The sequence below is a fragment of the Streptomyces sp. AM6-12 genome (assembly GCF_044327085.1).
Taxonomy (GTDB): Bacteria; Actinomycetota; Actinomycetes; order Streptomycetales; family Streptomycetaceae; genus Streptomyces.
The window spans coordinates 106,121-118,260 of sequence record NZ_JBIQWN010000002.1; the positions used below are offsets into that span (position 1 = coordinate 106,121).

A 12,140-nucleotide genomic window follows, 5' to 3' on the forward strand; every position below is an offset into this window, starting at 1 on the left:
CGTCACCTCCCTTCGTCGGCGGGCGGTCCGGACAGGACCTCGACCCGGCAGGGGACATGGACGGGACAGTGGGCGCGGACGATCTCGCGGACGCGGTCCGCGTCCACCACCGGCTCCCGGCCCGGCCACACCCGGACCAGCACCTCACCGGAGGGCGCGGGCGGCAGCGGGGCGCCCGGCGTGCTGGACCACACCGCGCCCCCGTCGCCGGTGACCTCGGCGTCCACCCCGAGCGTGAGCCGCAGCCGCTCCACGAGACCGCGCCGGGTGCCGCGCCAGCGGTGCAGCTCGACCGCCCGTACCACCGCCTCGCGGCGCAGCTCGTCCGGCCACTGCGGGTCGTCGGCCGCGCCCACCCAGGACGCCAGCCAGGCCACGAAGTCGGCCGGGGCGACGCGCGGGTCGAGATAGGCGGCCAGATTGTCGAGCGTGGCGAACACGGGGGCGAGGACGGTGTCCAGGCCCGCCGTGAACCGCTGCGCGAAGTCGTCGTCGGCGTACAGCGCGGGCAGCAGCCCGCCGATCGGATGCCGGCTCGGCAGACCGGGAACGGCGGCACGGCTCATGGGCGCCCCTCCGGCTCGATGGGCTGCACGACGACCTGGTGCTGGTAGGAGAAGACCAGCGCGCCCGGACCGACGTCGATACGGTCCACCGGCGCGCCGCGCCGCCCGGTGATCGGGTCGGCGGCGAACAGCCGGATGTCCTCCACCAGCGCGTTGCCGGTGGCCCGCTGGAGCACTCCGAACACCTCGCCGTACTGCACCGGACGCCCGAACGGCCAGCCGGTGCCGTCCGGGCCGCCGCGCAGCGGGTTGAGGTACCGGAACAGCGCGGCCAGCGCAGCGTCCCGCACCCGGTCGGTGTCGGCCGGCGCGGTGGCCAGCCGGGCGACCACGGTGACGCCCTGGTAGACCGGCGGCTCCACCACCAGCCGGGTGCCGATCAGACGCCGTTCGTCCAGGCTGCCGGTGATCGCGGTCAGCACCTGGTCGGACGGGATGAGCTGCTCGAAGCGGAGCCGGTCGTCGCCCTCGTCGGCGACCGCGTCCGGCACCACCAGCACCCGCACCGCACCCGGCCCGGCCCCGGCGTCCCCGGCGGGCAGACAGCGCACCCGGCGCACCGAGGGCGCCGCCTGCCGGGCGATGATCTCGTGGTCCTCGGCCGTGACCGCCCGCTCCTGCATGCGCAGCGCGTCCGGGGCACGCAGCTTGGCGTTGGCGACGGTCTCCCCGTCCACGCCGCCGCGCGCCGCCTCCCGGTTGACGACCCGCGCGATGTACGGCACCGAGCTGCGCAGCACCGAGATCGCGCCGCGGGCCACATTGCCGGCCGGGCCGCCGCCGGTGCGGTAGCGGGACACCCGGATGCGGGCGCCCTTCTCCGGCACCGCCCCGCACAGCCGCAGCGTGCCGTCCGGCTCGCGCAGCGCCGGCGGGAAGCTGAACTCGCCGGTGGTGGCGTCCACCCGCACATGCCGGTCGCCGGGGCCCGAGCGGCCGAAGTGCTCGACCACCTCCCAGCGCTGCCAGCCGTCGGCCGAGGAGACCTCCACCAGCGGCGGCCCGCCGTCCAGCAGCACCGGCGGGCGGCCGAGCCGGAACGTCTGGCCCGCGACCCCCTCCGAGGTGCCGAGCGGCACGTCCGTGACGGTCTCGGCGTGCTCGACCGCGGTGGTGCCGCCGACCGTGAACACCGTGGCCTCGCGCACCGTCGGGGACTCCGAGTAGAACGGCTGGCCCGCCTCCGGCTCGGTGACCCGGCAGCGCAGCCAGCCCGCGCGGGTGCCGCCGATGACGGACGCCGTGTGCCCGGTCGGCACGTACACGATCACCTCGCCGGGCCGGTTCAGACCGCCCGTGGTGTCCGTGCCGGTCTCGCACAGCCGCCAGCGGCCGCCGTCCCACGCCTCCCACACCAGCGGCGGCTGGCGCGGGTCCACGCCGACGCCCTCCACCCGGCTGTCCAGCCGGACCGCCACGATGCACCGCGGCACCGCCGTGGGCAGCCCGAACAGCAGCGCGTCACCCGGCTGCGGGGCCGCCTGGAAGCACCGCACGTCGCGGCCCTCGGCCAGCTCGCGCGTCCGGTCGGTCTGCTCACCGCCCCGCGGCGCGCTCACCAGCCGGGTCAACTCGCTGGGTACGATCCGCAGTTCGTCCTTGGTGGCGAACACCACGGGCTCCTCGGCCTCGCCGTCCGCAGTGGTCACCTCGGTGCCCGCGGGCAGCGTCACCGCGTCCTGCTGCGGCGCCGACAGCCAGAAGTCCACCTCGGCGCAGGCCGCCGCGGGCGGGAACAGCCGGATGCCCAACAGGTCGAGGAAAGCGGTGTAGTTCTTGTCCGGCACCCGGTTCAGCCGGTACAGCAGCTGGTCCACGATGTACGCGAACGTCTCGATCAGGGTGACGCCCGGATCGGAGACGTTGTGATCGGTCCACTCCGGAGCGCGCTGCTGCACATAGCGCTTCGCCTCGTCGACGAGCTGCTGGAAGCGCCGGTCGTCCAGATTGGGGGAGGGCAGGGCCATCAGTCCGCGACCGCTTCCTCGGTCCCCTCCTCGGAGGGGATCGTGTAGAAGGGAAACACCAGGTTGCGCCGGTCGTTGGTGGAACGGATCGTGTAGCGCACATCGATGTAGAGGGTGCCGTCGTCCACGGCGTCGAAGGCGACGACCACCTCGTCCACGCCGATCCGCGGCTCCCAGCGCTCCAGCGCCTCGCGCACCTGCTGCGCGATCCGGCCCGCGGTGGAGCCGTCGCCGGGCGCGAAGACGTAGTCGTGGATGCCGCAGCCGAACTCGGGCCGCATCGGCCGCTCGCCGGGCGCGGTGCCGAGGACCAGCCGGATGGCCTCCTCGATCTCCCGCTCCCGCTCCACCAGCGCGATCCCGCCGGTCGGGCCGACCCGCAGCGGGAACGCCCAGCCCCGGCCGATGAACCGCTCGCTCATCACACCCCTCCGACCTGCACGTTCAGGGCGCCGAGCAGGACGTTCGCGCCGCACGTGGTCGTGTCGCCCGCCCGTGCGGCCGGCAGCCCGCCGATCAGGACCAGGCCGGAGGTCAGCGCGGCCGGACTGGGCATGATCACATTGCCGGGGCCGAGGGCCGCGTGCGGGGGGATCGGGCAGGTGTGCAGGCTGCCCACCACGGCGGCGGGTTTGCCGCCGATCAGCACCCGCGCCACCGTCGCGGCGGCGCCGGGCGGCGGGGTGGCGACCACCCCGCCGTGGCTGGTGGAATCGCCGGTACGGGCTGCGCCGGGCATGTGGGGCTCCTCCTGGGAAGTGTCTGGTGCGGGTGGGTCAGTTGATGCGGACGAGGTCGGCCTTCAGCACCCCCAGCAGGCCGCCGTCCAGCGTGAGATCGGTCTGCCCGGAGACCGTCGCCGAACGGCCGGACACGGTCGCCGAGTTGGTGCCGTGGATGTCCACCGAGGCGCCCTTCACGGTGACCGTGCCGGTGCCCGCGTCCAGCGTGATGCCGTGCTCGTCCAGGCGCACCGAGGACAGCGCGCGCCGCCCGCCGGCCGCGTACACGGTCAGCGTGATCCGGTCCTGGCGGTCGTCGAGCAGCACCTCCATGCGCTCGTCGCCGGTGCGCAGCCGTACCCCGGAGGGCCCCGACCGCGGGTCCAGCAGCTCCACCCGGTGGCCCGAACGGGACACGATGGAACGCCGGTTGACCTTGCCACTGGTCCCGTCGATCAGCGGGACGTCGTGCTTGGACGGGGTGTCCACGCCGTTGTACAGGCCGCCGATGACGTACGGGCTGTCCAGCAGGCCCTGTTCGAAGCCGACCAGCACCTCGTCGTTGACCTCGGGGCTGACCACGCCCCCGCCGCCCTTGCCGCCCCACTGCACCGTGCGCACCCAGTCGGACACGTACGTGTCGTCCAGCCAGGGGAACTTGAGCCGCACCGCGCCGCTCTGCGCGCCGCCCGGTTCCCGCACGTCCGTCACCACACCGATCGCCAGGCCCGGAATGCGCGGGCCCCGGCCGGGCGCGTTGGCCCCGGTCGCCAGGCCCGCGAGCGACCGGTCCGGGCTGGCGCTGACCCACACCGTGGTCCGGTAGCCGCCGTGCGGATCGAGGCTGTGGTGCACGGCGGTCGCCGTGTACCGGCCGGAGAAGGCGGGCCCCACATTGCCGAGCGCCACCGGCACCCCGGCCCGCAGCCGCGGACTGCCCTCCACCACCACTTCCAACTCGGCGAACCCGGAAGCAACGTGCGCGGAGATCGCCGAGGCCGCCGCCGCCGTCTCGGCCTGCGTACGGTACGGGGTGTCGGTCACCGTCAGCTTGGCGCTCGCCCCGAACGCGGACGCCAGCGACGGGGAGAGCCCCGGCTGCACCGACTGGCTGGTCACCGACGGCTGCCGGGCCACCAGCGGCGTCTTGGTGGTGACGTCCCAGCCGCGCACCTCCACCTGGGACGCGCCGTCCGCGCCCGACAGGGCGGCCCGCAGCGCCAGCAGATTGCGCCCGTACTCCAGCACCATCGGGCTCTGCGTGGCCGGCGTCGACGGCGCGGGTGCCCCCGACGCCGGCTCGGGCCGGGTGAATTGGAGCACCCCCTTGTCGTCGACCCGCACCTGCGCACCGCTCTCGCCCGCCAGGTACTGGAGGAAGTCCCAGTCGGAGACGTTGGCCTGCGACAACTGCTGGTAGGTGACCGGCGCGGCCTCCACCTTCCCCACGGGCAGACCGGCGCCCGCGGCCACCTTGCGGACGATCGCGGCGGCCGTCATGTTCCGGTACGCCACCACCTTCCGGCCGCGCTGCAGCCGGTGCGCCTTGGAGTAGGCGCGCAACACGGTGAACGAGCCGGTGCCGTCCCGGTCGATCTCCACCGCCGTGACCTCGCCGTTGAACAACTGCTCGCGCGCCTGCCCGGCGACCGTCACCACCGACACCTTCAGCGGTGTGCCGAGCGTGACGCCGGTCGACTGGAGGAACTCGTTGTCCGGGTCGCGATAGGTGAGCACCGCCGTGTCCGGCAGCCCCACGTTCTCGTCCACCACACAACTCACCAGCTGCGCCGCCCAGATCTGCGGCAGCTCACCGGGCGCCTCCACGACGGGGTCCGCCGCGAACGACCGGCCGCCGCGCGCCTCGGGTGTCGTCACCGCTCCTCCTCACCGCCCGCGTCCCCGAGCGCCGGCACCACCAGTTCGGTGCCGGGCGCCAGGTCCATCGGGTCGTCGATCCCGTTCGCCTCCGCGATCACCCGCCAGGCCGTCGGGTTGCCGTACTCCCGCCAGGCCAGCAGCGCCAGGCTGTCCCCGGCCACGATCGTGTGCGTGCTGCGGGCGGTGCGCGCGCCCGAGGTGGGGTTCTGCCCCGCCGGGTCGACGCTCGCCTCCTCGATGGAGAGCGAACAGGTCGCCCGCAGCGGCTTGCCGTCCACGTCGAACAGCGTGTACGTCACCGAGAGCCCCGACATCACCCCGTCGAACGAGGTCGTGCGGGCCGTACCCCACTCGAACCGCACCCAGGGGCTCGCCGGCTTCTTGCGGGCGAGGCTCGCCGGGCTCGGCACGCAGGCCTTCATCAGCTTCTCCACCGCCTGCTCGACCGAGTCGTCGTGCGTCGAGGTCGCGTCGAGGAAGACCTCCAGGCTCAGCTCGCGCGGCCCGCTGCCCACGAACTCCGGCAGCGCCGACTGCCCGGCCATCCGCGAGGGGGTGCGCCGCCAGGTGGTGGACTTGCGCAGTTGCAGGGTGGACGGGTTGAACTGGAGATCGAGCCGCGCGATGGTCCCGCCGGGCTTCGCGCCGACCGCCGAAGGGGGTTCCTTCAGGGTCAGTTGGGCCCGGGCACGGCTGGTGCGGGGGGCGGCGGACATACCGGGGACTCCTTTCGTACGGATCGGGGTGACAGGGAGTGGCGCGGCGGGGTCAGGAGGGCCGCAGTCCCTCGTGGGCGATCTCCAGGGTCTCCACCGCCGGCTGCGAGTTGGCCGGGTCGAAGGACGGCCCCTCCCAGCGCACCGGGACGATGCCGAGCACCTGCCAGCCGACGATCCGCGACAGATTCGGCTTCAGCGCCACGATCTCCCCGTCCTTGGGCTCCACGCGGCGCAGCGTCTGGTCCAGCCAGCGGCCGATCTTCATCGTGTCGGCGGTGACCGGCCGGGTCAGCGTGATGTTCGACCAGGTGACCCGGCCCGGCAGCTGCCAGGTGAAGCCGTTGTTGCCGCCCTCCGCGTAGCTCTCCATCTCCACCTGCGCGCCCATGCCGGAGCACGTGTGGAAGGCGCCCAGATCGTTGCCGCCGATCTGGAGCCGGAAGAACACGCTCGTCGCGAAGATGTTGTCCGTCATCCGTGGGCCATCCGTTCCATGTCCGCTAGCGCCGTCCGTCGTAGGGGCGTCCGGCGCGTTCCCGTCCCCGCCGCATGTCGGCCCGCAGCAACCGGGCCAACGGGTCCAGCAGCCGCCGCGCCAGGTCCTCCAGGTCGACGCCCGGATCCTGCGGCGCGGCCTCCTTCCCGCCGGCCGTCGTGCCCGGCGCCCGGAAGGCGGCGGGGGCGGAGGCCGAACGGGGGCGGTCGGTCGCGGACTTCCCGGTGGCGGCCCCCTTCGCGTCCCGCTGGACGACGTCGACCTGAACGCCGCCCGGCAGCACGGGAGCCGGCTCCGCCGGCCGGGCCACCCGCACCACGGGCACGGGGAGCCCGCCGGGCGGCGTGAGCGACGCCGGTGCCGGGGAGGCCTGGAGCGGGGGCGCCTGCGCCTCGGTCAGCGGCAGGGCGGCTCCGGCTGCCGCCCGCTGGACGGGGGTGTCCGGGCGTACGACGGGGAGTGCGGGGCGAGTCGAAGCGGGTGCCCTCTGCACCTGGGGTGCGGCCTGCCGGGCCTCGGGCGCCGGTTCACGACGCCAGGAGGCGGCCACCACGGGGGGCTTGGCGGGCGCGCCGGGCGCGTCGGGGTGCGGCATGCCTTCAGGGGCACGGGTGCTGAGGGTGAGGGGGCGGGCGGAGAGGAGCGAGCGGGCCGTGGCGCGCACGGACCGGCGGGGCTCGGCGAGGGCACGGGCCACGACGACGGGAGTACGCCGTCCGGATGTCGCCGGTCCGGCGGACACCGCGCGCTGTACGACGCCGGGCGCGCCCGCGGCCGAGGGGGCGGGCTGGGCCACGGCACGGGTCACCAGGGGAGTGGCCGGTGCGGGCCCTTCGATGGGCGCCGAAACGGGCTTCTGTGCAGATGAGTTGGTCACCGTCCCGGGCGTCCCGGTGCTCGCCGCCGTTCCCAGGAGGGGGGAGTCCTGCCTGGCCGCCGCGCGCTGGACGGAGGGCTGGGCGGGACGGCCACCGGCATCGACCGGCCCACGCGGGGCGGCGGTCGGCGGGAGCGCGGAGAGGGGCGCGCCCAGACCACCACGGGCGCGGGCCCCGGACGGGCCGTGCCGCTCGGTACGGCGCGTGGGCGCGGGCCCTTCGGACCCGGCGCCTGGCCGTGTCGCCGGATCGGCCGTGGCGCCGGGCCGTGCGGAGGCGTCCGTCTGGCGTTGTACGTCGGGCAGCGCCGGTCCGGGCGCGGGCTCGGCGGCGGCAGCCGGTCGGGGAGCCGTGGCGGGAAGTTCCGCGCCGGTGGTGGCGGGAGCGTCCGCGTGGGGCCGTACTCCGGGGAGCAGCGGCTTGGCGGGGGCCCCGGTGCCGGGAGCCTCCGCCTGACGCTGGACGACGGGCAGCACCGGCCCGGCGGCGGCACGGGAAGCGGGGGTGCCGTCGTCGGCGGTCAGGCCGGACGCGTCAGGAGCGTCCACCCGGCGCTGAACTCCGGGAAGGAGCGGCGTGGTGGTCGGTCGGGCGGCTTCTGAGGCGTCCGCCCTGCGCTGGATGACGGGCGGCACCGGCTCGGAGCCTGGCCGTACGTCCGCGGCGTCCGTCTGGCGTTGTACGACCGGCAGTACCGGCCCTGCCGTCGGCTGAGCGTCGGCCGTGCGGGGAGTCTCGGCGGCCCCGGTCGCCGGCAGGTCCGGCGTGGCCGGTCGGGTGTCCGCAGCGGAGCCGGGAGTGACCAGCCGCTGCACGTCGGGAAGCAGCGGCCGGGAGGGCGCCGGAGCGTCGGCCGTGGCGGCGCGGGCGGGCTTGGGTGCCTCGGTGGCCGGCAGCTCGTGCCCGGCGGAGACAGGAGCCTCCGCCTGACGCTGTACGACGGGCAGCACCGGGTCGGCCGACGGCTGGACCTCGGCGGCGCGGGGCGCCTCGGGACCCTCGGCGGCACCGGTGTGCGCCTGGCGCCGCACCTCGGGAAGCAGCGGCCTGGACGCAGCCTGAGCACCGGCCGTACCGGAGCCGTCCGCCTGGCGCTGTACGACAGGGGCCTGCGCACCCGCGCCGGTCCGCGGGTCGGCCGTGACGGCACGCGGCGCCGCGACGGCCTCCCCGGCGGCGGCCTCGGGAGCGGCGGGAGCGTCCGCCCTGCGCTGCACGACCGGCAGCACCGGACCGCTCGGCGACCGGACTTCGGCCGTGACGGGACCGGACGGTCCGTCGGCGGCCAAGGGAGTGGCGGTGGACGGGAGTTCCGCCATCGGTGCGCCCAACTGGGCACGCCCAGGCGCCCGTCCGGGAGCGGGAGCGCGCTGAACGGCACCGGGAGCGGAACCCGAACTGGCCACCCCGGCACCGGAACCGGTACCGGTCACAGCGGCCCCGGCCTCCACACCGGCCCCCGGCACGGGTCGTACCGCCGTGACCCGGCGTACCGGCCGGGCCGCCACCCGCCGGGCGACGGTCAGCGAGGGGCCCAGCGGTCGCGGTCGTACGGCTTCCGCCCCGCCCGGCTCAACCGCCGTACTCCGGGGCGGGGTTCCGGTGCTCGGAGCATTCGGCACCACGGCGACCCGCCGTACCACCGGAAGCTCCGGTCCGCTCACCCGCCCCGCACGGTCACCGGCAACGGGCTCGGCAGGGGCGTGCGGACGTGCCGAGCCGGCCCGGCGCCGTACCGCTCCACCCGTCCGGCCCTCGGCCCGTACCACCCGCTGCACCTGCGCCGGCGCGGAGCCGGTGCCCTCGCCGTCCGCCGCCTCATCGCCACCGGGCTCCGGCAGCGAGCGCAGCAGCAGCGGGCCGCCGCCCCCGTACTCCGACCGCTGGACGGCGGGACGCGTCACGCCGTGCACCAGGCCCATCGGCGCCGAGGGCAGCAGCCCGTGGCCGAGGCCCGAGTCGAAGGCGGGGTTCTGCCAGGAGGCGAGGCCGTCGCGGAAGGTGAGGCCGTCGCTGACGCCGAGCGGCGCGCGGGCCACGGTCAGCGACGGCGGCGCGACCCGGCGCCAGCCGCCGTCCCATCCCTCGGGCACGGACGAAGACGCCCCCGCCGGCTCGGTGCCGGACGGACCCGACGGGGCCGCCGACGCGGTGTCGGCGGCCCGGTCCTCGCGGCGGCGTACCGCATTCCACCACGCCATGACCTCAACCACCCTCGTTCATACGGGCGTTGATACGGGCGATCTCGCCCACCCACTGTCGGCGCTCCGCGTGCGTGAGATCGAGGATCTCCTCGCGCTGCCAGTGGAAGTGATAGGCGATGTACGCGACTTCCTCCCGGAGCCGGGGAAGCGCGTACGTCACGATTCCCCCAGGCGCCCACCCGAGAGGTCGACCTCGAAGCCGCCCTCGCAGTGCGGACAGGTCACCGCCGCGCGGGTGTGACCCTCGCTGTTGACCCGGCGGTAGAAGTCCTGGAGGAAGGCGACGTCGGTGGCGTACATCCGCTCCACGATGCCCGCGTGCACATCGGTGATGGTGCCGAGCCGGGTGATCACCTGGCTCAGCAGCACCACACTGAGGTACGCGGGGTTCTCCTTGACCCGCAGGTCGATCTGCGGGCGCAACTCGTCGCGGGCCGTGGCGAGCCGCATCGACCCGCTGCGGTGCAGCGTGCCCGACTCGTCCACGTACCCGCGCGGCAGCTCGAACTCGAACTCGGTGCGCAGCCCGTGCTCGCGCGTGGCCGGGGGGCCGGACGGTGGCGCGGGGACCTGCGACTGCTCGGGGGCCGGGGCGGGCGCCGTCGCGTCGAGGATCTCCTCCAGGCTGCCCGCCGTCACCGTACGGCGCCTCATTCGACGACGATCTCCTCGAACACGATGGTCACCGTCTCGGTCGCCGCCGCGGACTCGCCCGCCTTGAGCGAGGGACCCTCCCAGCGGGAGGCCCAGCCCTGCATCAGCTGGATCCGGCGCACCGTCTCGCCCTTGGAGTCCTTGATCTCGATGGTCAGGTTCTGCCGGGCGGTGTCGACGGCCCCGTTGTTCAGGGTCTCCTTGATCCACTTGGTGAACTCGCTGGACTTGTCGAGTCCGCGGGTGATCGTGATCTCGCCCGCCTGCCGGGCGCCCGGCTGCTTGCGGATGATCTGCTTGCCCTCCGAGGTGACCTGTCGTACCTCGACGACCTCTTCCTCGACGGTCAGGCCGCTGATCTCCTGGATGGACTCCACCATGTAGCCGCCGAGCTGCACGCCGAAGACATGGGTGGAAAGAGCGTCGCCCTCTGCCATGACTGTTTCGTCACCTTTCCTAGACCGACCCGCGGGTCACTGGTCTCACTCGTCGATGAGGCTGGTGCTGTCCGAGAACTGGGCCAGCCGGAAGACCACGAACTCGGCGGGCTTGACCGGCGCGACACCGATCTCACACACGACCCGGCCCTGGTCGATGGACTCCTGCGGGTTGTTGCCGCGGTCGCACTTGACGTAGAACGCCTCCTCGGCGGTGCGCCCGAACAGCGCGCCCCGCCGCCATTCCTCGGTGAGGAACGCGGTGACATTGCGCCGGATGCTGGACCACAGCCGGTCGTCGTTCGGCTCGAAGACCACCCACTGGGTGCCCAGCAGGATGGACTCTTCGAGGTAGTTGAACAGCCGGCGCACGTTCAGGTAGCGCCAGGCCGGGTCGGAGGACAGGGTGCGGGCGCCCCAGATCCGGATGCCGCGGCCGGGGAAGGCCCGTACGCAGTTCACGCCGATCGGGTTCAGCAGGTCCTGCTCGCCCCTGCTCAGGCGCAGTTCGAGGTCGACCGCGCCGCGGATCACCTCGTTGGCGGGCGCCTTGTGCACGCCGCGCTCGGCGTCGCTGCGCGCCCACACGCCCGCGATGTGACCGCTCGGCGGGACCGTGGTGTTGCGGCCGGCCGCCGGGTCGAAGACCCGCACCCAGGGGTAGTAGAGGGTGGCGTACCGGGAGTCGTAGCCGGCCTCGTCGTTGCGCCAGGTGCGCACCTGCTGGGCGTTGAGGCCCGGCGGGGTGTCCAGGACGGCCACCCGGTCGCCCATCTGCTCGCAGTGCGAGATCACCGCGAGCTGGACCGTGCGCACGCCCTCCGCGTCGATGTCGCCGCGCTGGTAGGCGCCCATCAGGTCCGGGACCGCCACCATGGTGATCTCGTCGATGGCCTCCAGACCGCCGAACCCGGTGCGGGCGGCGGAGTCGCCGACGTACTCGGCGGGGTCGAGCCGGGCCACCTCACCGGCGGCGGGCGCCGCGGGGGCACCCGGCGCGTCGGGCAGGGCCACCGTCTGGGCGGCGGGCCGCGCCTGGGTGGCGTCGCGCTGCTCGGTGACCTCGATCAGCTTGGACGCCCGGACCTGGTTGACGACATAGCCCTTGACGTTCTTGCGGGTGGAGACGTCGTAGTTCTCCACCACCTGCTCGCCGCGCCGCACCAGCAGCCGGAAGCGGTCCTCGGGGTTGTTGTCGCCCTCCGGGTCGGCGATCTCCACCGACACCCCGGAGACGCCGGGCTTGGCCGCGACGAGGAAGCCGCCGACCGCCACCGGCTCGGGCGCCGGGGCCTGCCGGGGCACCGAATGGGCCGCCGGGGCGGCGGAGTCGCGGCCGGAGCCGCCGATGCGGACCACGTAGGCCGCGCCGCCGCCGTTGGCGAAGTAGCCGTACACGGCGTGTGCCAGATAGGTGCCCTCGGTGAAACCGCCGAACAGCTGGGTGTACTGATCCCAGTTGGTCACCAGGGTGGGCTCGTGGAAGGGTCCGGTCTGGGCGAAGCCGACGAACGCGGCGACGGCGGTGCCGACCCCTTCGATCGGTCGCGCACCGGACTGCACCTCCTCCACGTACACGCCCGGGGTGAGGTACGTCGGCATACTCGCTCCTTCGT

General features: G+C 74.4%; 12 protein-coding genes. All 12 read right to left on the minus strand.

What is annotated here, in order from left to right; translation table 11 throughout:
• Positions 1 to 2 precede the first annotated feature (2 nt).
• The 12 genes from ACE4Q9_RS28945 to ACE4Q9_RS29000 are packed head-to-tail and all read right to left on the minus strand — an operon-like array spanning position 3 to position 12,126.
• Positions 3 to 566 (minus strand): phage tail protein, encoded by a 564-nt coding sequence (locus ACE4Q9_RS28945; protein ID WP_397987454.1) that lies wholly within the window; start codon positions 564 to 566, stop codon positions 3 to 5.
• Positions 563 to 2,533 (minus strand): putative baseplate assembly protein, encoded by a 1,971-nt coding sequence (locus tag ACE4Q9_RS28950; RefSeq protein WP_397987455.1) that lies wholly within the window; start codon positions 2,531 to 2,533, stop codon positions 563 to 565. Before ACE4Q9_RS28950 ends, ACE4Q9_RS28945 begins: the two co-directional genes overlap by 4 nt.
• Complete coding sequence (locus ACE4Q9_RS28955; RefSeq protein WP_397987456.1) at positions 2,533 to 2,955, minus strand: GPW/gp25 family protein; 423 nt, start codon at positions 2,953 to 2,955, stop codon at positions 2,533 to 2,535. The genes ACE4Q9_RS28950 and ACE4Q9_RS28955 overlap by 1 nt, the downstream gene beginning before the upstream one ends.
• Positions 2,955 to 3,272, minus strand: coding sequence for a PAAR domain-containing protein (locus ACE4Q9_RS28960; RefSeq protein WP_397987457.1), 318 nt, complete (start codon positions 3,270 to 3,272; stop codon positions 2,955 to 2,957). Before ACE4Q9_RS28960 ends, ACE4Q9_RS28955 begins: the two co-directional genes overlap by 1 nt.
• A 37-nt stretch (positions 3,273 to 3,309) precedes the next feature.
• Complete coding sequence (locus ACE4Q9_RS28965; RefSeq protein ID WP_397987458.1) at positions 3,310 to 5,133, minus strand: VgrG-related protein; 1,824 nt, start codon at positions 5,131 to 5,133, stop codon at positions 3,310 to 3,312.
• Positions 5,130 to 5,852, minus strand: coding sequence for a LysM peptidoglycan-binding domain-containing protein (locus tag ACE4Q9_RS28970; RefSeq protein ID WP_397987459.1), 723 nt, complete (start codon positions 5,850 to 5,852; stop codon positions 5,130 to 5,132). Before ACE4Q9_RS28970 ends, ACE4Q9_RS28965 begins: the two co-directional genes overlap by 4 nt.
• A 52-nt stretch (positions 5,853 to 5,904) precedes the next feature.
• Positions 5,905 to 6,330, minus strand: coding sequence for a phage tail protein (locus ACE4Q9_RS28975; protein WP_397987460.1), 426 nt, complete (start codon positions 6,328 to 6,330; stop codon positions 5,905 to 5,907).
• 25 nt (positions 6,331 to 6,355) lie between these two features.
• Positions 6,356 to 9,430 carry a hypothetical protein gene (locus ACE4Q9_RS28980; RefSeq protein ID WP_397987461.1) on the minus strand — a complete coding sequence of 1,025 codons (3,075 nt, stop codon included), beginning with the start codon at positions 9,428 to 9,430 and terminating at the stop codon, positions 6,356 to 6,358.
• A 4-nt stretch (positions 9,431 to 9,434) separates the two neighbouring features.
• On the minus strand, positions 9,435 to 9,593 hold the full coding sequence (locus tag ACE4Q9_RS28985) for a DUF6760 family protein (RefSeq protein ID WP_164932503.1): 159 nt from the start codon (positions 9,591 to 9,593) through the stop codon (positions 9,435 to 9,437).
• Positions 9,590 to 10,087, minus strand: coding sequence for a hypothetical protein (locus tag ACE4Q9_RS28990; RefSeq protein WP_397987462.1), 498 nt, complete (start codon positions 10,085 to 10,087; stop codon positions 9,590 to 9,592). The genes ACE4Q9_RS28985 and ACE4Q9_RS28990 overlap by 4 nt, the downstream gene beginning before the upstream one ends.
• Positions 10,084 to 10,524: a phage tail protein gene (locus tag ACE4Q9_RS28995; protein WP_037662774.1), complete on the minus strand. Its 441-nt coding sequence runs from the start codon at positions 10,522 to 10,524 to the stop codon at positions 10,084 to 10,086. Before ACE4Q9_RS28995 ends, ACE4Q9_RS28990 begins: the two co-directional genes overlap by 4 nt.
• A 45-nt stretch (positions 10,525 to 10,569) precedes the next feature.
• Positions 10,570 to 12,126, minus strand: coding sequence for a phage tail sheath family protein (locus ACE4Q9_RS29000; RefSeq protein WP_397987463.1), 1,557 nt, complete (start codon positions 12,124 to 12,126; stop codon positions 10,570 to 10,572).
• Positions 12,127 to 12,140 lie beyond the last annotated feature (14 nt).

What these genes read in the sequence shown, in the direction of transcription:
- ACE4Q9_RS28945 (WP_397987454.1), bottom strand. Translation starts at nt 566, where the DNA reads ATGAGCCGTGCCGCCGTTCCCGGTCTGCCGAGCCGGCATCCGATCGGC.
- ACE4Q9_RS28950 (WP_397987455.1), bottom strand. Translation starts at nt 2,533, where the DNA reads ATGGCCCTGCCCTCCCCCAATCTGGACGACCGGCGCTTCCAGCAGCTC.
- ACE4Q9_RS28955 (WP_397987456.1), bottom strand. Translation starts at nt 2,955, where the DNA reads ATGAGCGAGCGGTTCATCGGCCGGGGCTGGGCGTTCCCGCTGCGGGTC.
- ACE4Q9_RS28960 (WP_397987457.1), bottom strand. Translation starts at nt 3,272, where the DNA reads ATGCCCGGCGCAGCCCGTACCGGCGATTCCACCAGCCACGGCGGGGTG.
- ACE4Q9_RS28970 (WP_397987459.1), bottom strand. Translation starts at nt 5,852, where the DNA reads ATGTCCGCCGCCCCCCGCACCAGCCGTGCCCGGGCCCAACTGACCCTG.
- ACE4Q9_RS28975 (WP_397987460.1), bottom strand. Translation starts at nt 6,330, where the DNA reads ATGACGGACAACATCTTCGCGACGAGCGTGTTCTTCCGGCTCCAGATC.
- ACE4Q9_RS28980 (WP_397987461.1), bottom strand. Translation starts at nt 9,430, where the DNA reads ATGGCGTGGTGGAATGCGGTACGCCGCCGCGAGGACCGGGCCGCCGAC.
- ACE4Q9_RS28990 (WP_397987462.1), bottom strand. Translation starts at nt 10,087, where the DNA reads ATGAGGCGCCGTACGGTGACGGCGGGCAGCCTGGAGGAGATCCTCGAC.
- ACE4Q9_RS28995 (WP_037662774.1), bottom strand. Translation starts at nt 10,524, where the DNA reads ATGGCAGAGGGCGACGCTCTTTCCACCCATGTCTTCGGCGTGCAGCTC.
- ACE4Q9_RS29000 (WP_397987463.1), bottom strand. Translation starts at nt 12,126, where the DNA reads ATGCCGACGTACCTCACCCCGGGCGTGTACGTGGAGGAGGTGCAGTCC.